The sequence below is a fragment of the Pseudaestuariivita rosea genome (assembly GCF_017592335.1).
In the GTDB taxonomy this organism is placed as follows: Bacteria; Pseudomonadota; Alphaproteobacteria; order Rhodobacterales; family Rhodobacteraceae; genus Parasulfitobacter; species Parasulfitobacter rosea.
The window spans coordinates 61,795-82,348 of sequence record NZ_JACNMP010000015.1 but is presented as its reverse complement, the minus strand read 5'-3'; the positions used below and the strand labels follow the sequence as shown (position 1 = coordinate 82,348).

The window sequence follows — 20,554 nt, the reverse complement described above, 5'->3', positions numbered from 1 at the left end:
AAGCGCGCAGGGCGGCCAAAAGTTCCCGATTATTTTTTGGGAACTAAAGTAATATCAGCGACGTTTGCCATTCAGATACAACGCAAGCGAAACGGAGAACTCTTATGAAACCTGGTGTTATGGCTGCTCTTGTTGCTGGTGGCGTACTGGTAGGCGCTGCTGCGGTTTACATGGTTGATATCGACCAGACGCAGGAAGCATCACTGCCTGATGTAGATGTGCAGGTCGAGGGCGGCAATCTGCCCGCCTATGACGTCGAAACGGGGTCAATCGAACTGACGTCGGACGAAGCAACGGTAACTGTGCCCGAGGTGGAAGTTGATACCCAACAGGTAGAAGTCACTGTCCCCGGCATCAGTATTAACCCAGCCGAAGACACCCAGACCAACTGATCGGTCAATCATATCAGACAAAAGGGCAGGCCGCAGGACCTGCCCTTTTTCATGCGCGCCGCTGATTAATAATGTTCATCAAATGGCCCGTGCCAGTCGCTGTAAAATACGGCCGATATCGTCAAACCATTCCACGAACCCAAGGTCCTGAAGCAAATCCGGGACTGCGCGGCTCTCTGCATGTATCACCACCAGATCGTCAGTCTGGCCATATGGTGCGGGAATAAGTTGTAAGAATAGGATGGCAGAGCCCCCCCTTTTCAACTGAAATAACGGACCTGATCATTTCAGGTCTGTTTGTTGGCGGCCCGGCGTAGAAAAATACAGTCTCGATTTCTGTTCTGTTCTGAAATGCCATTTCGGACTTGAACCCCCGAAGTGCACCACCGCGCAATTCCGTCTGCTTGGTTCCGACGCAACGCCCACCGGTTATCAGAAGTTTTGAACATAAAATCTTGCGCTCAGCCAGATAGCGCTTTTCAACTGTTCCATAGGTTTCGGGCTTATAGGGACTGATGACATGAATATAGGCTTCGACGGTCTTGTCGCAGGTTGTGCAGGTATAATGCATGCGATCGTCTGTAAGCTGCGTAGACCAATCTCGGAATTGTCCTTGAATGCCGATAAGATCGATCAGGCGTTCCAGCCTGTGCTCTTTTGCAAAGCCCGTTTGTGCGGTGATCAGGAACAGCAAACTTAGGACTGATAACCTCATCCAGATTTATCCTAATTCTGCATTATAATGACTGTAAAGTAAGCGAGAATGTGCAAATTTTACATCAATATAGGTGCGTCAGCTCACTGACGCGGCGGTTTCATCGCGCAGATGTTGCAACTCGGTCATCGTTTCTTCCAGCTGCGCCTGTTGTTCGCGCAGGTCGGCCAACTGGCGGTCGGCCAGTTCGACAAAGGCTTTCATCTGGGCCTGGGTGCCCTCTTTTTCATAGATCAGAAGCCACTGTCTGATGTCTTCCAGCGGAAAGCCCCACCGCCTGCCACGCAGGATCAGGGTCATCCTTGCGATCTCACGCGCGCCGTAAAAGCGCGATCGTCCCTCACGCTCGGGGTGCAACAGTTCGATGTATTCGTAGTATCGCAATGTGCGGGGTGTCACATCGAAACGCGCGCACATCTCCTTGAAATTTAAACGTGTTTCAGACATCGGCTTCTCCCTGACGTCAAAATAACGATAATTCCAAGCCGGGGGCAACCGCTCAATTGACGGAAAAGCGACGTAAGGTCACTTTCGGCTCGAAAATTACTGGTTTGCTTGACATATTTCACCGAAAGCGGCTTGGCTGCGGCGACAGAAACGCGACGAAAATCCAAAAAGGGGGGGCCTGATGCCCGACAGTGCCGACATCGCAAAAGTCTTTATGGAGGCGATCCCCTATAACCGCGCCCTGGGGATGCGGTTGATTTCACTCGAAGAAAACGCCGTGATCGTCGAAATGCCCTATGACGAAAAACTGATCGGCGACCCGGAAACCGGTGTGATCCACGGTGGCGCCGTTTCGGCGCTGATGGACGCCACGGCGGGCACGGCTGTTGTGACCCATCCGTCGCGTCCCGTGGGAACGGCAACCATCGATCTGCGCATCGATTACATGCGCCCGGCCACGCCTGGTCAGTCGATTGTGGCGCGCGCCGAATGCTATCACATGACCCGAACCGTGGCCTTTATCCGCGCCGTTGCCATGGATGACGACCGCGCCCGGCCCGTTGCCACCGCCACTGGCGCCTTCACGGTCGAGCGTGCGTCATGAGCCGACCCAGACCCGAACCGATGCAGATCGTCAAACAGCGCCGCGATGCCGCGTTGGACGCTCTGGTCGCGCGCGTGCCCTACATTCAGTTTCTGGGCATTGAGTTTGACCGGCGCGGCGATGAACTGACCGCCACACTGAATTACGCTGACAAGCTGATCGGCAACCCGATGCTGCCTGCCTTGCACGGGGGGGCAACCGCGGCGTTTCTTGAGGTCACGGCGATCATCGAACTCAGCTGGAATTCGCTTTGGGCTGAAATCGAAAGCGGCGCCGTTGACGTTGAACGGCCCGAGGTTGAATGGCTGCCGCGCTTGCCGAAGACCATTGATTTTACGGTGGATTACCTGCGTTCGGGGCTGCCGCGCGACGCCTATGCACGGGCGCGTGTCAACCGGTCGGGCCGCCGCTATGCCAGTGTCCATGTCGAAGCCTGGCAGGACAATCGCCACAAACTGTTTGCGCAGGCGACGGGGCATTTTCTGATGCCGTCGTCCCGCGATGGCTGAGGCACTGACCCACAGCCGCGTTCTGAAAATCGCCGTCCCGATTGTGCTGTCGAACGCGACAGTGCCGCTGTTGGGCGCGGTCGATACAGGCGTCGTGGGGCAGATGGGCCAGGCGGCCCCCATCGGCGCTGTGGGGATCGGGGCCATCATCCTCAGTTCCATCTACTGGATTTTCGGCTTTCTGCGCATGGGCACGGTCGGTCTGACCGGTCAGGCACTTGGTGCGAAAGACCAGCCCGAGGTCGAGGCGCTGCTGTCCCGCGCTGTTTTCATCGGCTTTACAGCGGGTGGCGCGCTGATCCTGTTCCAATCCATGATCTTCCGTGAGGCACTTCAAATCGCGCCCGCCAGTGCCGAGGTCGAGGCATTGGCACGCGATTACATGGGCATCCGCATCTTTTCCGCCCCCGCTGCGATTGCGATTTACGGCATCACCGGCTGGCTGATCGCGCAGGAACGCACGGCCGCCGTTCTGGTCCTGCAGGTGGTGATGAACGGCATGAATATCGTGCTGGATATTGCCTTTGTCATCGGGTTTGGCTGGGGCGTCGAAGGTGTGGCCTTTGCGACATTTCTGGCCGAATGGACGGGTCTGGCTCTGGGGCTGTGGCTATGCCGCGCCGTTTTTCGCAAGCCCCACTGGCGCGACATGGGGCTGGTTTTACACGCGCAGCGCATGGGCCGCATGATGCTGGTGAATATCGACATCATGATCCGGTCCGTGCTGTTGCTGGCGGTTTTCGTGTCGTTTCTGTTCTGGGGTGCCGATTTTGGCGATGTGCAACTGGCCGCCAATCAGATCCTGATGCAATTCATGAATATCACCGCCTATGCACTGGACGGGTTTGCTTTTGCGGTCGAAGCGCTGGTGGCCCAGGCCATGGGGGCGCGCAACCGCTATGCCCTGCGGCGCGCGGCGCTGATGACCAGCGGGTGGGGGGTGTTTATCTGTGCAGGCATGGCGCTGACCTTTTGGCTGTTTGGCGGCGCAATCATCAATGTGATGACAACCGCGCCGGATGTCCAGGCGGCCGCGCGTGTCTATCTGCCCTATATGGTGGCGACCCCCCTTGTCGGTGTCGCGGCCTGGATGCTGGACGGCATATTCATCGGGGCCACGCGCACAGCCGATATGCGCAACATGATGATTATTTCGGTCGCCATATATTTTGGCAGTGCGCTGCTGCTGATCCCGGCCTATGGCAACCATGGCCTCTGGATCGCCTTGCTGATCAGCTTTGTCGCCCGTGGGATCACGCTTGGGTCACGCTATCCCGCCTTAGAACGAACGGCCGATGGCCCTAGATCATCCGCAACAGCAGAAAAAGAAAGCTGATCGCGCTGCCAATCGCCAGACCCGCTTCAGTCAGAACGCGCGGGTGCCACAGGCCGATCCCAAGGGTAGGCAACTGGGTCAAAGTGTAGAAAAGGGCATCTGTCACAATAACGCAAACCACTGACGACAAAAGACAAAGCCCGATCAGAATAATATCAGCGCGTTTCATCGTGGTCATCCTTCTTATCCTTCAGGCAATGCGTGCCAAAGCAGGCGGCACGATGCGGGGCTAAGACACCCCAGCACCAGATCGCCGGGCTTGGCTTGTTCAAACCGTGTCGAAAGCGTCCTGACATCGTCCTGACGCACGTGCCGGACGGGAAACGCCCATTTCGCTGTCTTCAACCTTTGGGCAAGGGAAAAGGCCGTCAAAGTCATGTCTTATGTTCCTTTCACAAGGCTAGGGACTGGCAGTAGTGTTCGTGAGTGGAGGTGCGCGTCAGCCCAGGATCATGTGGTCCATACCGCCCTGACTGACGCATTGGGAAAAGCTGTGCTGGCAACCGGGAACCTGGCTAAAGACGATATCGGGGCGGATGCCTTGGGTGTCCGCAACCTTTTTCAGCATCTCGCAATACCGTTGCCCGCGTTCAAACCGGTTCGAGCCCTGGGATCGGTCCAGCGTATCAAAACTGCGCAGGGCACTGTCTTTTTGGATATCCTTGTCACCGACCAGAACGGTGATGCTAAGCCGCAGGAACGCGGGCAGGGCCAGGGCCATCCGCTTGCCCCACTGTTGCGTCGCCGCGGTGCCGTGCCCCAGACCATAGGGATAGGCCGCATCAGCATCCGGCATCGTGTACCACCCTGCCGCGGCCAGCGTCAGCCGCCTGATCCGCTGCGGATAGAGCATCGCGAACCGATGCGAAAACTGCGCCCCGCTGGAATAGCCGAACAGATCGAACCGGCGTGTCTTGGTGATGCCGCGTGCCTCAATCAGGTCCAGCAACTGCAATAGCGCGATATCGCCGCGATTGCGCCTGGTGATCTGCTGATACCGCTTCCAGTTTCGCTTATCGAACAGCGGCGCAATCACGATGCGACCCGTCCGATCTGCGGCCTCTTTCAGCAGCAGCGCCTGTTCCTTGGCCCCCCGCGAAATGCCATGTATGGCGACCAGCGGAATGCTGGTTGGGTCCTGAAGGACGGGGACATAAACCCAGGCCTGCAGCCAGCGCGTGCCGACCTCGGACTTGATATGTCTGAACGACCCGCTTGCGGGGTTGAAATCGTCGATCCTGGATGGGCGCAAACCGTTCATCGTTTCTATCTCCGTTTTCAGTGTGGCCCGTGGCCGTCTTGGGAAGAAGAACGAGGCAGCATTGGGTTTATTCCGAATTTTTTTGAAAAAGTTTTGAGATGTCCGCAAATCGTGTTGGATAGTCTGTCAGGCCATGTCAAACCGGCATTCGTTCGATAAGATGAGCGGTTACATGAAAGGATCGATGTCATGCTATCAGGTGTATGTGTCGGCACGGACGACCTAGTAGCGGCTGGCCGGTTCTACGATGCCGTCCTCAAGACGATCGGGATGCGATGCGCTTTGGCCGAAAAGACCGAACGCGCCTATGCGGCAGCGGACGGCCGAACGACATTCTTTGTCGTAAACCCTTTCAACGGGGAAACAGCTACATACGGCAATGGTACGCAAATCATGTTCTACGCAACCGACGCGGCGGCTGTAAGGGCCTTCCATGCGGCAGCATTGGAGGCCGGTGGTACTGATGAGGGCCCCCCAGGTCCGCGAACATACCATCCGGACTATTATGGGGCTTATGTGCGCGACCTCGATGGTAACAAGCTAAACGTGTCGGTTTTCCTCGAGGGATAGGGCATGGGCGTTGCCCTGTACTGCTCTTTGTAAAAGCAAACCTATGGCTGATGCACTTCACATGCGGACTGACCAGAACGGATTTGGGTTCACATGCCCAAACAAAAATCAACCAACACGAGTTGCGTACAAATCCAAAATTTTCCGGCCCGCCATTCGCCGATTTCAGCGGCCCCAAAAAGGCGCCGTTCAAAACAAGAAATTGTATGTAAATGCCGAACATCCCCACAATGGGGCTTTCACCCATTTCTGATCCATGCGATAGGGACGCGCCAAACGATGGTTCCAAGGAGACCCCGATGGAGATTCGCGAGGCACTCACCTTTGACGACGTACTGCTGGTTCCGGCCGCCTCCAGTGTTCTGCCCTCAACGGCAGATACCTCAACCCATGTCACGAAAAGCATCGCGCTGAACATCCCGCTGCTCAGTTCCGCGATGGATACCGTGACCGAGGCGCGGATGGCCATTGCCATGGCACAGGCCGGCGGCATGGGGGTGATTCACCGCAATCTGGATATCGATCAACAGGCCGCCGAGGTGCGCCGCGTCAAACGGTTCGAAAGCGGCGTGGTCTACAACCCCATCACCCTGACGCCCGATCAGACATTAGCCGACGCCAAGGCCCTGCAGGATCGCTACCGCGTCACCGGCTTTCCGGTGATCGACGAAAATGGCCGCGTTGTGGGCATCGTGACGAACCGCGACATGCGTTTCGCGACCGACGACAGCACGCCTGTGCGCGTGATGATGACCGCCGACAACCTGGCCATGCTGCACGAACCGGCGGATCTGGACGAAGCTAAAAGCCTGATGCAGGCGCGGCGCATCGAAAAGCTGCTGGTGACCGATAAAGACGGCAAGCTGACGGGTCTGCTGACAATCAAGGATATCGAACAGGCCGTGCTGAACCCGCAGGCCTGCAAAGACAAACTGGGCCGCCTGCGCGTGGCTGCGGCCACCACCGTGGGGGACGCAGGCTTTGAACGGTCCGAGGCGCTGGTGGACGCTGGCACCGACCTGATTATCATCGACACCGCGCACGGCCATTCCGAAGGCGTCGCCCACGCCGTCGAACGGGTCAAACGGCTGTCGAACGAAGTGCAGGTCGTCGCCGGAAATGTCGCCACAGCGGAAGCCACCCGCGCCCTGATCGATGCAGGCGCCGATGCGATCAAGGTCGGCATCGGGCCGGGCTCGATCTGCACCACCCGCGTCGTCGCGGGCGTCGGCGTGCCGCAACTGACCGCGATCAGTGATTGCGCGAATGCGGCCTCAAAGACCGGAACGCCGGTGATCGCCGACGGCGGCATCAAGTTTTCAGGCGACTTCGCCAAGGCCATCGCCGCGGGCGCGTCCTGCGCGATGGTGGGGTCCATGATCGCCGGCACCGATGAAAGCCCCGGTGAGGTGATCCTGTACCAGGGCCGATCGTTCAAAAGCTATCGCGGCATGGGCAGCCTGGGCGCCATGGCGCGTGGCTCGGCCGACCGCTATTTCCAGAAAGACGCCGCCAGCGACAAACTGGTGCCCGAAGGGATCGAGGGCCAGGTGCCCTACAAAGGCTCGGCCGGAGCGGTGATCCACCAACTGGTCGGCGGTCTGAAAGCTGCCATGGGCTACACCGGCTGCGCCACCATCGAACAGATGCGCCAGAACTGCAAATTCGTGAAAATCACCAGCGCAGGCCTCAAGGAAAGCCACGTCCACGACGTCCACATCACCCGCGAGTCCCCCAACTACAACGCCAGCTGATGTCTTTGGACCAAAGCCGACCCTATCGCTGTCCCGGACTTGATCCGGGAGCTTGCCGTCCAAGGTCAGTTGTCGCCAAAACGGCGGATACAAACACTTTAGTAAGTACAGATTGCCCGCTTTGCGGGACAGAGTCGCTCTTCAACAGGCCAAAAAGAATGTCTGGTTTTGGTATGAAGGTTTCCAGATCAGTAATGTGGTGGGGTCACCGCCCAGACGACGGTCGTGGTGACGTCTCCTGGATTTCGGTAGCCGTGGGGCCGCGAACAATCAAAATGGAAGCTGTCGCCTGCGGTAAGTAGGAAGACGTTGTCATCGACTGTCAGCTCCAATTGGCCGCTGCTGACAAACCCAGCCTCTTCACCCGTGTGGTTATATAGTTCCCCGGAACTGGCGCCCGGCTCTAACGTGCAAAGCAACATCTCCAACTGACCAGACAGAGACGGGCAAAGCAGTTCATCGCGAATGCCACTGGAAAAACTCAGTGACCGTCGGTTCTCAGCGCGCACAACAACACTGGCTTCATGGTCCAGCTGATCGCCTGCCTCTGGAAAAAACCAGCTGATGTTGACGCCAAGGACGCGGGCAATCGTACTGAGGGCGCGAATGGATGGGGATGCCAGATTGCGCTCTAGCTGACTCAGATACCCCACAGACAGATCGGTCTTTTGGGCGAGTGCTTGCAGGGTCAGGCCCTTGGCTTTTCGCAAGCCCCGCATCTGATTGCCGACAATATCCTGCGTTTGGCGGGAGGCTGCGTGTTCGGGACTTGGCACATCTTGAATTATCTAAAAACTGCACCATAAATTTAGATATAAGTAAATTTCTTTTACTCGCCAAATCTGTTTATCGTAAGGATGCCGTCCCTTGAGCACGCCTCAATCACTCAGTTCCACGCAACGAACTGCCTTGCGGGGCGGGCCTTTGGCCATCATCTGCGCCACGGCTTTGATGGCATTGCAGGATACCATCGTTAAACTCTTCAGCGAGGGCTTGCCGTTGTGGCAGTTGTTTTTGCTTCGATCTGCGTTGATCCTACCCGTTTTGATTGTGATGAACCGGCACGGCAAGGCGGCCATTCTTCAAGCGCTTGATCGCTGGGTGTTGCTCCGGTCATTTCTGATCGTCGCGATGTATGTTTTCTTCTATGCCGCGTTACCGTTGCTGGATTTGTCTGTCGTCGCCGGAGTGTATTACACCGCACCGCTGTGGATTTTTCTCTTTTCGGTGATCTTTTTGGGTGAGCGTGTAACGGCTTTACAAACGCTCATCATGGTGGCCGCATTTTGCGGTGTCTTGATTGTGTTGCAACCGGGCAGCGCCGCGTTCACCCGGTGGTCAGTTGTCCCGCTATTGGCCGCCATTTGCTATGCGCTCGTCGCGCTGATCACGCGGGCCAGAATACAATCCGTTGATACGATGGTGCTGGTGATCTCTCTGAACCTGGTCTTTGTATGTGTCGGCGGGCTGGGCGTTATCATCTTGGAGATTGCACAGCCGGCCCCGATCTATCCTTTTATGATGATATCGTGGTCGCCACTAACCAAAGAGCTGATCGCGATCACGGGCTTCTTGTCGGCGATCTCAGTTGGAGTTCATCTTCTGCTCGCCAAGGCGTATCAGCTTGGCCCGACAATCACAGTCGCCAGTTTGGATTACTCTTATCTCGTTTTTGTGGCCTTGTGGGGTGGATTGTTCCTTTGGTCCGTGCCCGGACCTATGGTCATACTCGGCACAATGATCATCGGCGCAGCCGGGCTTGCGATGCTCTGGATATCCTCATCCAAGATCTAGGATTATCGGGTGAGCAGACATTCATGCCATGCGCAGCATATGGTAAAGTGGGCTCATAGCTGACATCCGACCTTCCTTACCCAAACCTTAACACTGCAAACTTTGCGAAGTTTTTGATTCGATTTTTGTAAACTTGCGAAATTTGGTACCGTGCGGTGCGATTTATGATACGTTAATGGCCTCGGAAAATGGTTAATTCGGGCGGTTTGTTACCGAACTCTGACACACCCGCGCGCGTTGACATCAAACTTATCCACAGGTTGATTTCTTGCAAAATCCGCGGGAATCAGGGAAACGCGGTAAATCCCGCGAAAAATGTGCAAATTGCACATCTGAATTGCCCGGTTTTGCGGGAAATGTGCAAATTGCACATGCGATTTTGGTGTGAAACTGATCCAAACGGCGCGTTAACTTTCATGACGCTGCGTCCCGGACGTGGGTCCGGGACTGCAAGATCACGCAGCGGCGTTTTTATTGGCGGCCTTCCGACGCGGCTTGGACGAATTTGCATCAATGAAATCAAGCACTAAGGGCCGGATGTTGTTGCGCCAGCTTTTGCCTGCAAAGATACCGTAATGGCCCGCGCCGGGTTCAACATGGCTGGCTTTCTTGCTGTCAGGCAGCCCCGTCAACAGGTCCAGCGCCGCAACACATTGCCCAGGCGCCGAGATATCGTCGTTCGCGCCCTCAACCGTTTTGACCGCAACCGTGGTTATCTTTGAAATATCAACAGGATGCCCCTTTACCATGAACTCATTCTTGGCGATTTCACGATCCTTGAAGATGCGCTTGACCGTCGTCAGATAAAACTCGGCTGTCATGTCCATCACGGCCAGATACTCATCATAAAAGCGGTTGTGCTTATCGTGATCGCCTGCCTCACCCTTTGAAACCTTAAGTATCTGATTATAAAAGGCGTTCGAATGACGCTCAGCGTTCATAGAGATGAATGACGTCAGCTGCAACAGACCCGGATAGACCTTGCGACCCACGCCCGCGTATTTGAAACCCACGCGCTGAATCATCGACTCATGCAGCTGAAACATCGTCACCCGGTTGCCGAAATCCGTCACCTCGGTCGGGTTCGCATCCGGATCAACCGGGCCACCGATCAGGGTCAGCGTCGCAGGTTGCGCCTTGGGATCTTTTTCGGCCAGATAAGCCGTTGCCGCTAGCGTCAGCGGGACCGGTTGGCAGACCGCGATGACATGAACATCAGGCCCAAGTTCTTTAATGAAATCAGCGACGTAGAGGGTATAATCCTCAATATCGAACTTACCTTCCGATACCGGGATATCCCTCGCATTATGCCAGTCGGTGATATAAAGTTCGCAGTCCGGCATCAGGCTGATCACGGTCGATCGCAGCAGCGTTGCGTAATGACCCGACATCGGCGCAACCAGTAAAACCTTCCGATCCTTTTTGGGCCGCCCCTGAACATTGAAGTGGACCAGATCCCCAAAGGGACGTTTCACAATCGGTTCGATTTCAACCAGATGATCGCGCCCATCCGCGCAGGTAAAGCTGTGAATCCCCCAGTCCGGCTTGGTAATCATGCGGGAAAAGGCGCGTTCCGTAACCTCGCCCCAACCGCGCATCCATTCCATGGCAGGGTTCGGAAGGACACTCATCGCGGGATAGGACGCAAACGCCTGAGCCGTGGCGCCCAGCCACTGGTTCGTATTCCGCATGGTTTCCATGAAATCGTAAGAAAGCATATATCTCACGGGCTTCTCCTTGGTTATCCCCCCGGATGTCTTGGCGGATGATATCGTCGCTATTCCCCCCGTGACTGCGACGTTATTCTGCGCAATAAGGTTAGGGGGGAGGCGCCGAAATGACAACTGACAATTCCAGCGAAGACTTAACAAATGATGATGGCGAAAAAGCGCCAAAGATGCCAAACGCCGAAAAACTTAATGAAAATCTGGCAAAACTTGAAGAATTGACACAACGGCTTGTTGCCGCGATGTCGCACAAAAAACCAATAAATCCTGCGCTTGAGGGACCCGGACCTGATCTGGCGATGCGGGCCACCACGGCCTATATGACCGAGTTGATGCGCAACCCTGGAAAGCTGATGGAACAGCAGGTTGAGTTCTGGGGAAAGTCGCTGAAAAACTATATCGATACCCAAACGGCCTTGACGGCAGGCCATCTGACAGCGCCCCCATTCGATGATGATTCCCTGAAGAAAGACCGTCGTTTTTCAAATCCTTTGTGGGACACACATCCTTATTTCAACTACATCAAGCGCCAGTATCAGTTGAATGCCAAGGCGCTGACGGAAACGGTTGATCATATCGACGGAATTGATCCCAAGGAACGTCAGCGCATTGCCTATTTTACCCGTCAGATCGTCGATATGTTTTCGCCGACCAATTTTCTGTCCACCAACCCGGATGCGCTGGAAAAAGCGGTGCAGACGGATGGTGCATCACTGGTCCGGGGGCTGGAAAACCTGGTCGCTGATATTGAGGCCAACGACGGCGATCTGCTGGTGACCCTGGCCGATAAGAATGCTTTTGAGGTTGGCAAAAACCTGGGTGTCACAGAAGGATCTGTGGTGTATCGCAACCGGCTATTTGAGCTGATCCAATATGCACCGACCACAGAAACGGTGCATGAAACCCCGTTGATTATTTTTCCGCCCTGGATCAACAAGTTCTATATTCTTGACCTGAAAGAAAAGAATTCCCTGGTAAAATGGATCGTCGATCAGGGCATCACGCTTTACGTGGTCAGTTGGGTGAACCCTGACGAAAGCTATAGTGATGTGGGTCTGGCTGACTATATCGACGAAGGTTATCTGACAGCGATTGATCAGGTGAAAGAGATATGCGGCGTCAAACAGGTCAACGCGATTGGGTATTGTATCGCGGGCACGACGCTTAGCCTGACGCTGGCCCTGATGAAAAAACGGAACGACAAGTCGATCAAATCGGCCACGCTGTTCACGACGCTGACGGATTTTTCAGATCAGGGTGAATTCGGGGTTTTTCTGACGGATGATTTTGTCGACGGTATCGAAGAACAAGTGAACCGCGACGGTATTTTGGACAGTTACTTTATGTCGCGCACGTTTAGCTTTCTGCGGTCAAATGACCTGATCTATGGCCCTGCGATCCGAAGCTATATGATGGGTGAGGCGCCGCCGGCTTTTGATCTGTTGTACTGGAATGGTGACAGCACCAATCTGCCCGGTCGTATGGCCGTCGAATACCTGCGGTGGCTTTGTCAAAGGGATGAATTTGCCAAGGGGCAGGTCAGGCTGTTCGGCGAAACGCTGAAGCTGAAAGATGTCACTGTCCCGGTTTGCGCCATCGCGTGTGAAACCGATCACATCGCTGCGTGGAAAGCCAGCTATGCGGGTGTTCAGCAGATGGGCAGCCGCAGCAAGACGTTTATTCTGTCTGAGTCGGGGCACATCGCGGGTATCGTCAATCCGCCCTCGAAAAAGAAATACGGCCACTATCTGAATGCGAACATGAAGCTGCCTGCTGACGAATGGTTGGCCGGTGCGGAATACAAAGAAGGATCCTGGTGGGGGGAATGGGGGCGTTGGCTGGCATCGCGATCAGGCAAGCAAGTTCCCGCACGACACCCCGATGATTCGTCACACAAGGTTCTGTGCGATGCGCCCGGCACCTATGTTTTGGCCCGACCAAACCCCTGATTGTATTGCGTTTTCCCTACGTCACGCTGCAGTGCAGAAAAAACTTGATTTTCTGCACTGCAGCATTCATATTATTGCCAGACGTAGAAAGCACGGGGCGGGCCCGCGCAAAAGCGCTAGGAGCAATAAAATGGCACAAGACTACACAGCAATTATGAAAGACATGATGGGCGCATTTCCTGTGGACACAAAAGCAATGCAGGATGCCTTCAAATCTCAGGCAGCACTGGGTGAAAAGATGTCTTCGGTCGCACTGGAAGCGGCGACAAAATCGACAGAACTATCTTCGAAATGGGCGAAAGACACGCTGTCTAAGATGTCCAGTGTGACAAAGGTAAAAGAAGATCCGGCTGAATATACAAAAGCCGTGACTGATTTCGCATCTGCAACAGCCGAAGCTGCCGCCGAACATATGTCAGCTTTTGCTGAAATTGCAAAAAAAGTTCAGATGGAAACCGTTGAGCTGATGCTGGCCGCCGGCAAAGACATGAGCGAAGAGACAACGAAAGCCATGAAGAAAGCCACGAATGACGTGACGACTGCAGCCAAGAAAGCTGCCGCGAAGTAAGCGAATACCAATACACGCCGTACTCCTCCCTAATCGGTGTGAATGGTGGGGCGGGCTCTTGGATAAGAGCTCGCTCTTTCTTTTTTCACGACAAGCGCCTAAGATTTGGTCCAGTGCCCTTAGTTCGGGAAGGATCCCATGGCTGAACAAGAAAAACCATTACTGATAAAACGTTACGCCAGCCGCCGTTTGTATAACACCGAAACCAGCGACTATGTGACCCTGGAAGACATCGCCAGTTTCATCCGCGAGGGGCGCGAGGTTCAGATTGTCGATCTGAAATCCGGTGATGATCTAACCCGGCAGTATCTTTTGCAGATCATTGCGGAACATGAAAGCCGTGGTGAAAGTGTTCTGCCGCTTGGTGTTCTGACCGATCTGGTGCGTAGTTATACCACGCAAGCGACCAGTGTTGTTCCGCAGTTTTTGGCAATGAGCTTTGAGATGCTGCGCGACGGGCAATCCAAGATGGTCGAAAACATGACCGCAATGAACCCGATGTCCCAGATGCCCGGGTTCGAGGCGATGCAGGCGCAGCAAAAGGCACTGATGAAAGCGATGACCGGCGGTATATCCGGCAGTTGGAGCGCGCCTGAATCCGAAGAAGACGCCGCCGAGAAAGACGACCTGGACGATATCAAGAAACAATTGGCGGAACTGCAGGCAAAGCTGTCAAAGCTGGGTGGCTGATTTTCGGCTTTCATTTCTGGACTTTGAGAAATAGTTTGAACTGGGTTCAAGACCTTTGGGGAAAACATGGCACGCAAAGTCGAGAAACGCCGCGAAGAGCTGCGCGTCAAGCTGATTGATATTGCCGAAAAGCGTGTCGCTGACGGCGGCATCAACAACGTCCGTGCCCGCGATCTGGCGCAAGAGGCGGGCTGCGCCGTTGGTGCCATCTATAACGTTTTTACCGATCTTGATACGTTGGTTATGGCGGTAAACGGACGTACCTTCAGCCGGATTGGCAAGGCGGTTGGTGCAAGTATCGAAGGGCAGGGTGATCTGCCGCCAACCGATATCCTGATCAGGATGAGCCACGCTTATCTGAAATTCGCCTCTGAGAATAAAAACGAATGGCGGACGCTGTTTGACCTGCAGATGTCGATCGAACGCGAAGTGCCCAAATGGTATAACGAAGAACTGCAGCGCCTGTTCATGTATATTCATGCGCCGCTGCAGAAGTTGTTTCCTGATATGCCGGATGACGATCTGCACCTTATGGTCCGGGCGCTGTTTTCGTCGGTGCATGGCATTGTGCTGTTGGGGCTGGAACGTCGCATTTCCGCGGTTCCGGTCGATGAACTCGAACGCATGATCGAAATGGTTTTACGTAACGTCACGAATAATTAATCTGAACAGCGTTCAGAATTTACTTGAACGGCGTTCAAAAATTGTTATTCCTATTACATGAACAGTGTTCATATAGAGGAGCAACAGATGTTCGGTACATTTAAAACTCTGATCATTGGTGCGAATGCCCGCGCTGAAGAACAGGTCAGGGACAAATATGCGATTGAACTGATCGATCAGAAAATTCGCGAGGCCGAGGCCAGCCTGAAAGCGGCCAAGGCGACATTGGCCAGTATTATTCAGCGTCATCGCGGGGAACAACGGCAGGTCGATGGTTTGAAAAAACAGATCAAAGACATGACCACCCGCGCTGAAGAGGCCCTGGACGCAGATCGTGAGGATCTGGCGACCGAGGCGGCCCACGCAATTGCACAGATGGAGAATGAGCTTGAAATCCGCCAGCAGACGCTTGAGCGGTTGGATCATAAGATCATTCGCCTACGTCAGTCCGTCGAAACGGGCCAGCGTCGTATCATCGATCTGAAACAGGGCGCCATAACTGCCCGCGCTGTGCGGCGAGAGCTGGATATGCAAGTCAAACTGAACACAACCATCGGAAACACGTCTTCTGTGGAAGAGGCGGAGGAACTGATCGCCACTGTTCTAAGGAAAGACGACCCGTTCGAACAGGCCGAAATCCTGCGCGAAATTGAGGGCGATCTGAACCACGGGTCGCTTGCCGACCGCATGGCGGATCAGGGCTTTGGCCCATCTACGAAAACTACTGCAAATGACGTTTTAAACCGTCTGAAATCCAAGAAATAACCATTGTTGATAAGGAGAACTGAAATGTTTGGACAAAAAGCCTCTGATAACACCCTGATTATGGTCTTTAACCTGGCGGGTGTCGTGGTTGCCTATTTTATGCTGGGCCTGTCGCTTTATATGTCGACCGAAGTGCCGCTGTCGACAAAGGGCTTCTGGGGTATCGGTGTGCTGATGCTGTCGCTAAGCCTGGTGAATTTCGTGAAGTACCGCTTTGACGAAAAGATCAACAGCGACCGGATTCAACAGCTTGAAAACGCCAGAAACGAAAAGCTGCTGCATGATTTCGTCAGCGATAAAGCGGCCTAACCCCATAATAAAAGTGCTGCCAGAGGTTTCTGGCAGCACAATTTCTATTAACCCAAAATGCAATAAAAAAAGTCACCCTGAACAGGTGACTTTTTCTTTCTTCGAAAGCTGTGATCAGGCAGCGCGTGCGACCAGAACCTCGTCAACCTGCTTGGCGGTTGTGCCTTCATCGGTACCGCTGACAGCTGCGATTTCACGTGTCAGACGCTCAAGCGCCGCTTCATAAAGCTGACGCTCGGAATAGCTTTGTTCGCGCTGATCGTCATTGCGGTGCAGGTCACGTACAACTTCGGCAATGGCAATCAGATCGCCTGAATTGATCTTTTGTTCGTACTCTTGTGCGCGGCGCGACCACATCGCCCGCTTGACCTTGGCTTTGCCTTTCAGCGTTGTCATGGCTCTGCTCACAACATCGGGTGAGCTTAGCGACCGCATTCCAACGTCGGTTGCTTTGTGGGTTGGCACCCGCAAGGTCATCTTGTCTTTTTCAAAAGAGATCACGAAAAGCTCAAGCGACATGCCTGCAACTTCCTGTTCTTCAATCGAGACGATCTGCCCAACGCCATGTGCCGGATAGACAACGTAATCGTTCGGGCGAAACTCGTTTTTCTTTGATTTGCTCATTCAGTCTTTCCTCGAATGCGCCGTTATGGCGACAGCGAAAATGGCCGTCGTCCCCAAAGTATCAGGGCCGTTCGGTCATTGATGCGCTTTATTTATTCCACCTGGAATATGTGGGTATGGTCCTCAGGTGTATGTCTCTGGTTCGATATCATGCAAAGATAACTATAACAGAAAAATGACGATCAGAAAAGAACCTGATTATATGAACAGTGTTTTACACTATGATATCAGTGGCTTGACGTATCACTGACGTAGCTCAAACACCGGTTTTTCAACGAATCGGACCTTAGCCGCCTTCGCCCGCCGCTTCTGAGAAATACTTCTCAAGCTTGCCTTCTTCGCCATCACGTTCTTCGGCTTCGGGCAGGGGGTCTTTCTTGGTGATGATCACGGGCCACATCTCGGAATACTTGCGGTTGAACTCGACCCATTTTTCCATGTCCGGTTCGGTATCGGGGCGGATTGCATCGGCGGGGCATTCGGGTTCGCACACACCGCAATCGATGCATTCATCGGGATGGATCACCAACATATTCTCGCCCTCATAAAAACAATCCACAGGACATACTTCCACGCAATCTGTGTATTTGCATGAGATACAATTGTCAGTGACGATATAAGTCATAGGTAAGCCGTTCCATCCGTTTCTGCCTTAGCTAGCGAAGCGGACCGGATCATTCAAGATGGGACGTGCGGTCATGTCGCAGCTTTCGCGCATCCTTTTTCGTGGGGCGGCCTTTACCCCCATAAGACGGATTTTGGGGCTGTTTTTCCCGGACAGGTGTCAGATCCTCGTAAAGTGTTTGGGCCTCAGTCGCGGGGCCACGCCGGTCGGCTAACGCAACGATCCTCACAACGCGAATGTCACGGCCTTGGGGAAAGGTCAGAACGGCCCCCGGCGTGATCGTGCGGGACGGTTTTGAAACGGGCACCCCATCGACACGCACTTTTCCGGCAGTCACGACTTTGGTCGCCAAACTGCGCGTTTTGAAAAACCGAGCATACCAAAGCCATTTATCCAGCCGCAGGGGCGCGGCAGCCTCGATCAACCTTTCTTCAGGCCCATCAGGGCGGCAGCAAAAGGATTGTCTGGATCGATCTTGTCTTTCTTGGGCGGACGCGACTGATAATTCTGCGCGCCTTGCTGTTTCTGTTTGGGTTTGCCCTTTGGTTTTCCTTGCGGTTTGTCGCGGGGTTTGCCCTGCGGCCGCTGGTTCTGACGGCGCTGTCCGCCCCAGGTGAAGGTGTAGAATACCTCAACTTCTGGTTCAGCGGGTTCGGAAGCGTCGTTTGCCTCAGCTGTCTGCTGCGGCACCTCAACCGGAGGGGCCGCTGGCGTTTCCGTTGGAACCTCTACCGGTGTTTCTTGCGGCGTGTCCGGTGGTGTTTCAGTCGGCGTCTCAACCGGCGTTTCCTGCGGCTGATCGCCAGGGACTTCATCCGGTGTACCCGCGGCATCGGGGGCAGGGCGGACCTTCTCGCGTTCGCCGCGCTCGGCCTTATAGCCCAGTCCACCCATCAGATTGGAAAACTGTTCCAGCGTCATACCGGTGATCGACAACATATCGGGGTTTGCCTCAAATCCGCCACGGCTGTCCTGACTGCGCAAGATATCAGCCAGACGTTCCAGCATGTCGATCCGGATTGCACGTTCGCCCGCTGCGCGGTATCCGGCCATGGTCAGATGCCCTTCGGGTGTGCCTTCGGGCACTGGGATTGTCACCAGTCCGGGCGGCGGGCTGTCGGGGAATTCCTGAAGGTTCTGCGACAGGGACCACAGCACCAGTCGCAAGCGCGTCGGTGCAGGTTTCAGCAGCAGCGGCATAAAAATTGTATACTGCCCGAACCGAATCCCGTGCTTGCGCAACAGACCACGAGCGTCCTGATCCAGCGATTTTACTTCGTCTGCGACCCCTTCGCGGGGCAGAACACCCATACCTTCGACCATGCGAAAGGCAAAACCGCGTGCCAGACCTGTCAGCGCCTCATCCCGGCTAAGTGCGATCAAAGGTTCGAACAAAGTCGCGATCTTGCGATCAATAAAGTGTTGCAGCCGGCGCTGTACCTTTTGCGCCACGTCATGGCCTGCTTCATCGTCAACAAATGCGCTGATGGTCGGTTTCAGTGGATCGGGTCCAGCCACCAACTTGCCCACCGCATGTTCGCCCCACATCAGGCCACCCTGTTCGGTAAAGTCGATCTCGGTATCGGGGGCATTATAGAACCGGTCCGCGCGCAGATGAAATTCAGGCGTCAAGGCCTGCAGACTGGCAGATCGAAGCGTCTTTGCCTCGTCCGGTGTGCTGCTGCTGTCCTGACGAAAACGAAATCCCTCTAACCGGCCGACGAATTGCCCCTCGACCGTTACTTCACCTTTGTCGTCTACGTTCGCCACAAGGGCCTCCTTCTGTTTCAACCGCCGAAGCAGAACACTGGTCCGCCGGTCTACAAATCTTTGGGTCAGACGGTCGTGCAAAGCGTCTGATAATCGGTCTTCTACAGCGCGGGTTTCGCCGCGCCAATGACTTTCATCAACAATCCAGCCCTTTCGCTGTGCAACATAAGTCCAAGTGCGTATGTATGCCAAGCGCTTAGACAGCGTATCTATGTCCCCTTCGACGCGATCAATCCGTTTTACCTGACGGGCGAACCAATCGGCGGGCACTTGCCCGTGTTCGTGCAAAAAATTAAAGATCTGACCCAGCAAGGCTGAATGTTCCGTATGACTGATTCCGCGGAAATCAGGGATGCGGCAGACATCCCACAGAAGCCGGACCGATTTTGCATCAGACGCACGCGCCATGACTTCAGATTCGGCAGACAGTGCCTTTAGCGCGCCTAGATCATCGGACTCACGCGCGCGGGTCAGCCATTCATCCTGTGTGTGTTCCTCAAGCGAACGGATCAGCGCATCGATGCTGCCAAACTGCAGTTGGGAATTGCGCCATTGCAGTTTCTTCACAGGCGTAAAGCGCCCATCGGTGATGGCGCGGGCAACCTCTTCATGCAGCGGCGGGGCCTCACCCGTGACCCCAAAGGTGCCGTCATTCATATGTCGACCCGCGCGGCCTGCGATCTGGGCCAGTTCATTCGGCTGCAAGGGGCGCATCCGCCGACCGTCAAACTTGGTCAGCGATGAAAAGGCAACGTGGTTGATATCCAGGTTCAACCCCATACCGATCGCGTCGGTTGCGACCAGAAAATCGACATCCCCATTTTGATAAAGATCGACCTGAGCGTTACGTGTGCGTGGGGACAGCGCCCCCATAACGACTGCAGCACCGCCTTTCTGTCTGCGCAAAAGTTCGGCAATGGCATAGACGTTGTCGACGGAAAATCCCACAATGGCAGATCGGGGCTGCATCCGGCTGATCTTTTTCGCGCCGGTATAGGTCAGTTGGGAAAACCGTTCGCGGCGCATGAACTGGGCGCGAGGTTCCATCGCCGCAATCGCGCTGCGCATCGTGTCGGCGCCAAGAAACAATGTTTCATGCAGGCCGCGCGCATTCAGCAGCCTGTCGGTAAAGACATGCCCGCGTTCCGGGTCGGCACAAAGCTGAATTTCATCAATGGCCAGAAAATCGCAACCTATGCCATCTGGCATCGCCTCGACCGTGCAGACCCAATATTGGGTCCGGTCCGGCACAATCCGTTCTTCGCCGGTGACAAGTGCCACGACAGACGGCCCGCGCAGTCGGACAATCTTGTCGTAAACCTCGCGCGCCAAAAGCCGCAGCGGCAGGCCAATGACACCGGTTCTGTGCCCCAGCATCCGTTCTATGGCGTAATGTGTTTTTCCGGTATTGGTCGGACCAAGAACCGCCGTGATCCGGGATGGCTGCGCCATGGGAACTCCTGATGTCGCGCCTGAAATGCT

General features: G+C 55.0%; 24 protein-coding genes. 13 read left to right on the top strand and 11 right to left on the bottom strand.

The window, feature by feature from the left end; translation table 11 throughout:
* Positions 1-104 precede the first annotated feature (104 nt).
* Entirely contained in the window at positions 105-392 is a 288-nt protein-coding gene (locus H7848_RS11855; RefSeq protein ID WP_208351756.1) for a hypothetical protein, read from the top strand.
* Between the two features lie 199 nt (positions 393-591).
* On the opposite strand, the gene H7848_RS11850 is transcribed toward H7848_RS11855, so the two are convergent.
* Together H7848_RS11850 and H7848_RS11845 are read right to left on the bottom strand one after the other, a co-directional pair.
* Positions 592-1,107: a hypothetical protein gene (locus H7848_RS11850; RefSeq protein ID WP_208351753.1), complete on the bottom strand. Its 516-nt coding sequence runs from the start codon at positions 1,105-1,107 to the stop codon at positions 592-594.
* Between the two features lie 78 nt (positions 1,108-1,185).
* Entirely contained in the window at positions 1,186-1,554 is a 369-nt protein-coding gene (locus H7848_RS11845) for a MerR family transcriptional regulator (protein ID WP_208351751.1), read from the bottom strand.
* 181 nt (positions 1,555-1,735) lie between these two features.
* On the opposite strand from H7848_RS11845, the gene H7848_RS11840 reads away from it, so the two are divergent.
* From H7848_RS11840 to H7848_RS11830, 3 genes are read left to right on the top strand one after another with little or no spacing between them, the layout of a single operon-like run.
* Entirely contained in the window at positions 1,736-2,158 is a 423-nt protein-coding gene (locus H7848_RS11840) for a PaaI family thioesterase (protein ID WP_208351743.1), read from the top strand.
* Positions 2,155-2,667 (top strand): PaaI family thioesterase, encoded by a 513-nt coding sequence (locus tag H7848_RS11835; RefSeq protein ID WP_208351741.1) that lies wholly within the window; start codon positions 2,155-2,157, stop codon positions 2,665-2,667. Before H7848_RS11840 ends, H7848_RS11835 begins: the two co-directional genes overlap by 4 nt.
* A complete protein-coding gene (locus H7848_RS11830) occupies positions 2,660-4,003 on the top strand; it encodes an MATE family efflux transporter (protein ID WP_208351738.1) in 1,344 nt (447 codons plus the stop codon). The genes H7848_RS11835 and H7848_RS11830 overlap by 8 nt, the downstream gene beginning before the upstream one ends.
* On the opposite strand, the gene H7848_RS11825 is transcribed toward H7848_RS11830, so the two are convergent.
* The 3 genes from H7848_RS11825 to H7848_RS11815 all read right to left on the bottom strand — a co-directional run bounded on the left by H7848_RS11825 (position 3,969) and on the right by H7848_RS11815 (position 5,264).
* The gene (locus tag H7848_RS11825) at positions 3,969-4,181 is read right to left on the bottom strand and encodes a hypothetical protein (RefSeq protein ID WP_208351735.1); all 213 of its coding nucleotides are present in this window, start codon (positions 4,179-4,181) and stop codon (positions 3,969-3,971) included. The two genes, H7848_RS11830 and H7848_RS11825, sit on opposite strands and share 35 nt — an antisense overlap.
* Before the next feature lie 5 nt (positions 4,182-4,186).
* Complete coding sequence (locus tag H7848_RS11820; RefSeq protein ID WP_208351732.1) at positions 4,187-4,381, bottom strand: hypothetical protein; 195 nt, start codon at positions 4,379-4,381, stop codon at positions 4,187-4,189.
* A 61-nt stretch (positions 4,382-4,442) separates the two neighbouring features.
* On the bottom strand, positions 4,443-5,264 hold the full coding sequence (locus H7848_RS11815) for an alpha/beta hydrolase family protein (RefSeq protein WP_208351729.1): 822 nt from the start codon (positions 5,262-5,264) through the stop codon (positions 4,443-4,445).
* Between the two features lie 189 nt (positions 5,265-5,453).
* Here H7848_RS11815 and H7848_RS11810 point away from each other — a divergent pair, with 189 nt between their 5' ends.
* Both H7848_RS11810 and guaB read left to right on the top strand, forming a co-directional pair.
* Entirely contained in the window at positions 5,454-5,834 is a 381-nt protein-coding gene (locus H7848_RS11810; RefSeq protein ID WP_208351726.1) for a VOC family protein, read from the top strand.
* 299 nt (positions 5,835-6,133) lie between these two features.
* Positions 6,134-7,588 (top strand): IMP dehydrogenase, encoded by a 1,455-nt coding sequence (gene guaB, locus H7848_RS11805; RefSeq protein ID WP_208351723.1) that lies wholly within the window; start codon positions 6,134-6,136, stop codon positions 7,586-7,588.
* A 188-nt stretch (positions 7,589-7,776) separates the two neighbouring features.
* Here the strand turns inward: guaB and H7848_RS11800 are convergent, their stop codons facing one another.
* Complete coding sequence (locus H7848_RS11800) at positions 7,777-8,307, bottom strand: cupin domain-containing protein (protein WP_208351710.1); 531 nt, start codon at positions 8,305-8,307, stop codon at positions 7,777-7,779.
* A 148-nt stretch (positions 8,308-8,455) separates the two neighbouring features.
* On the opposite strand from H7848_RS11800, the gene H7848_RS11795 reads away from it, so the two are divergent.
* Complete coding sequence (locus H7848_RS11795; protein ID WP_336512091.1) at positions 8,456-9,382, top strand: DMT family transporter; 927 nt, start codon at positions 8,456-8,458, stop codon at positions 9,380-9,382.
* 455 nt (positions 9,383-9,837) lie between these two features.
* Here the strand turns inward: H7848_RS11795 and phaZ are convergent, their stop codons facing one another.
* Complete coding sequence (phaZ, locus tag H7848_RS11790) at positions 9,838-11,109, bottom strand: polyhydroxyalkanoate depolymerase (protein WP_208351706.1); 1,272 nt, start codon at positions 11,107-11,109, stop codon at positions 9,838-9,840.
* A 170-nt stretch (positions 11,110-11,279) separates the two neighbouring features.
* Here phaZ and H7848_RS11785 point away from each other — a divergent pair, with 170 nt between their 5' ends.
* The 6 genes from H7848_RS11785 to H7848_RS11760 all read left to right on the top strand — a co-directional run bounded on the left by H7848_RS11785 (position 11,280) and on the right by H7848_RS11760 (position 16,053).
* Positions 11,280-13,058 (top strand): PHA/PHB synthase family protein, encoded by a 1,779-nt coding sequence (locus tag H7848_RS11785; protein ID WP_237072716.1) that lies wholly within the window; start codon positions 11,280-11,282, stop codon positions 13,056-13,058.
* Positions 13,059-13,188: 130 nt separating this feature from the next.
* The gene (locus H7848_RS11780; protein WP_208351783.1) at positions 13,189-13,626 is read left to right on the top strand and encodes a phasin family protein; all 438 of its coding nucleotides are present in this window, start codon (positions 13,189-13,191) and stop codon (positions 13,624-13,626) included.
* 138 nt (positions 13,627-13,764) lie between these two features.
* Positions 13,765-14,316: a polyhydroxyalkanoate synthesis repressor PhaR gene (gene phaR / locus H7848_RS11775; RefSeq protein WP_208351700.1), complete on the top strand. Its 552-nt coding sequence runs from the start codon at positions 13,765-13,767 to the stop codon at positions 14,314-14,316.
* A 66-nt stretch (positions 14,317-14,382) separates the two neighbouring features.
* Entirely contained in the window at positions 14,383-14,979 is a 597-nt protein-coding gene (locus H7848_RS11770) for a TetR/AcrR family transcriptional regulator (protein WP_208351697.1), read from the top strand.
* 87 nt (positions 14,980-15,066) lie between these two features.
* Positions 15,067-15,744, top strand: a complete 678-nt coding sequence (locus tag H7848_RS11765) for a PspA/IM30 family protein (RefSeq protein ID WP_208351695.1) — start codon at positions 15,067-15,069, stop codon at positions 15,742-15,744.
* A 24-nt stretch (positions 15,745-15,768) separates the two neighbouring features.
* Entirely contained in the window at positions 15,769-16,053 is a 285-nt protein-coding gene (locus H7848_RS11760) for a hypothetical protein (protein WP_208351693.1), read from the top strand.
* Between the two features lie 114 nt (positions 16,054-16,167).
* Here H7848_RS11760 and H7848_RS11755 read toward each other — a convergent pair whose 3' ends face one another.
* From H7848_RS11755 to H7848_RS11740, 4 genes are all read right to left on the bottom strand, one after another.
* Positions 16,168-16,677: a CarD family transcriptional regulator gene (locus H7848_RS11755; RefSeq protein ID WP_208351691.1), complete on the bottom strand. Its 510-nt coding sequence runs from the start codon at positions 16,675-16,677 to the stop codon at positions 16,168-16,170.
* Positions 16,678-16,963: 286 nt separating this feature from the next.
* Positions 16,964-17,302 carry a ferredoxin FdxA gene (fdxA, locus tag H7848_RS11750; RefSeq protein WP_208351690.1) on the bottom strand — a complete coding sequence of 113 codons (339 nt, stop codon included), beginning with the start codon at positions 17,300-17,302 and terminating at the stop codon, positions 16,964-16,966.
* Positions 17,303-17,351: 49 nt separating this feature from the next.
* The gene (locus H7848_RS11745) at positions 17,352-17,726 is read right to left on the bottom strand and encodes an RNA-binding S4 domain-containing protein (RefSeq protein ID WP_208351689.1); all 375 of its coding nucleotides are present in this window, start codon (positions 17,724-17,726) and stop codon (positions 17,352-17,354) included.
* A complete protein-coding gene (locus H7848_RS11740) occupies positions 17,723-20,524 on the bottom strand; it encodes a helicase-related protein (protein ID WP_208351688.1) in 2,802 nt (933 codons plus the stop codon). Before H7848_RS11740 ends, H7848_RS11745 begins: the two co-directional genes overlap by 4 nt.
* Positions 20,525-20,554 lie beyond the last annotated feature (30 nt).

Bases quoted from the DNA above. Each gene is read 5' to 3' on its own strand.
- H7848_RS11800 (WP_208351710.1), bottom strand. From the start codon at position 8,307: ATGCGGGGCTTGCGAAAAGCCAAGGGCCTGACCCTGCAAGCACTCGCC.
- H7848_RS11840 (WP_208351743.1), top strand. From the start codon at position 1,736: ATGCCCGACAGTGCCGACATCGCAAAAGTCTTTATGGAGGCGATCCCC.
- H7848_RS11825 (WP_208351735.1), bottom strand. From the start codon at position 4,181: ATGACCACGATGAAACGCGCTGATATTATTCTGATCGGGCTTTGTCTT.
- H7848_RS11845 (WP_208351751.1), bottom strand. From the start codon at position 1,554: ATGTCTGAAACACGTTTAAATTTCAAGGAGATGTGCGCGCGTTTCGAT.
- H7848_RS11765 (WP_208351695.1), top strand. From the start codon at position 15,067: ATGTTCGGTACATTTAAAACTCTGATCATTGGTGCGAATGCCCGCGCT.
- H7848_RS11770 (WP_208351697.1), top strand. From the start codon at position 14,383: ATGGCACGCAAAGTCGAGAAACGCCGCGAAGAGCTGCGCGTCAAGCTG.
- H7848_RS11835 (WP_208351741.1), top strand. From the start codon at position 2,155: ATGAGCCGACCCAGACCCGAACCGATGCAGATCGTCAAACAGCGCCGC.
- H7848_RS11760 (WP_208351693.1), top strand. From the start codon at position 15,769: ATGTTTGGACAAAAAGCCTCTGATAACACCCTGATTATGGTCTTTAAC.
- H7848_RS11820 (WP_208351732.1), bottom strand. From the start codon at position 4,381: ATGACTTTGACGGCCTTTTCCCTTGCCCAAAGGTTGAAGACAGCGAAA.
- H7848_RS11785 (WP_237072716.1), top strand. From the start codon at position 11,280: ATGCCAAACGCCGAAAAACTTAATGAAAATCTGGCAAAACTTGAAGAA.
- H7848_RS11830 (WP_208351738.1), top strand. From the start codon at position 2,660: ATGGCTGAGGCACTGACCCACAGCCGCGTTCTGAAAATCGCCGTCCCG.
- phaR (WP_208351700.1), top strand. From the start codon at position 13,765: ATGGCTGAACAAGAAAAACCATTACTGATAAAACGTTACGCCAGCCGC.
- H7848_RS11855 (WP_208351756.1), top strand. From the start codon at position 105: ATGAAACCTGGTGTTATGGCTGCTCTTGTTGCTGGTGGCGTACTGGTA.
- fdxA (WP_208351690.1), bottom strand. From the start codon at position 17,302: ATGACTTATATCGTCACTGACAATTGTATCTCATGCAAATACACAGAT.
- H7848_RS11810 (WP_208351726.1), top strand. From the start codon at position 5,454: ATGCTATCAGGTGTATGTGTCGGCACGGACGACCTAGTAGCGGCTGGC.
- H7848_RS11850 (WP_208351753.1), bottom strand. From the start codon at position 1,107: ATGAGGTTATCAGTCCTAAGTTTGCTGTTCCTGATCACCGCACAAACG.
- H7848_RS11815 (WP_208351729.1), bottom strand. From the start codon at position 5,264: ATGAACGGTTTGCGCCCATCCAGGATCGACGATTTCAACCCCGCAAGC.
- guaB (WP_208351723.1), top strand. From the start codon at position 6,134: ATGGAGATTCGCGAGGCACTCACCTTTGACGACGTACTGCTGGTTCCG.
- H7848_RS11780 (WP_208351783.1), top strand. From the start codon at position 13,189: ATGGCACAAGACTACACAGCAATTATGAAAGACATGATGGGCGCATTT.
- H7848_RS11755 (WP_208351691.1), bottom strand. From the start codon at position 16,677: ATGAGCAAATCAAAGAAAAACGAGTTTCGCCCGAACGATTACGTTGTC.
- H7848_RS11740 (WP_208351688.1), bottom strand. From the start codon at position 20,524: ATGGCGCAGCCATCCCGGATCACGGCGGTTCTTGGTCCGACCAATACC.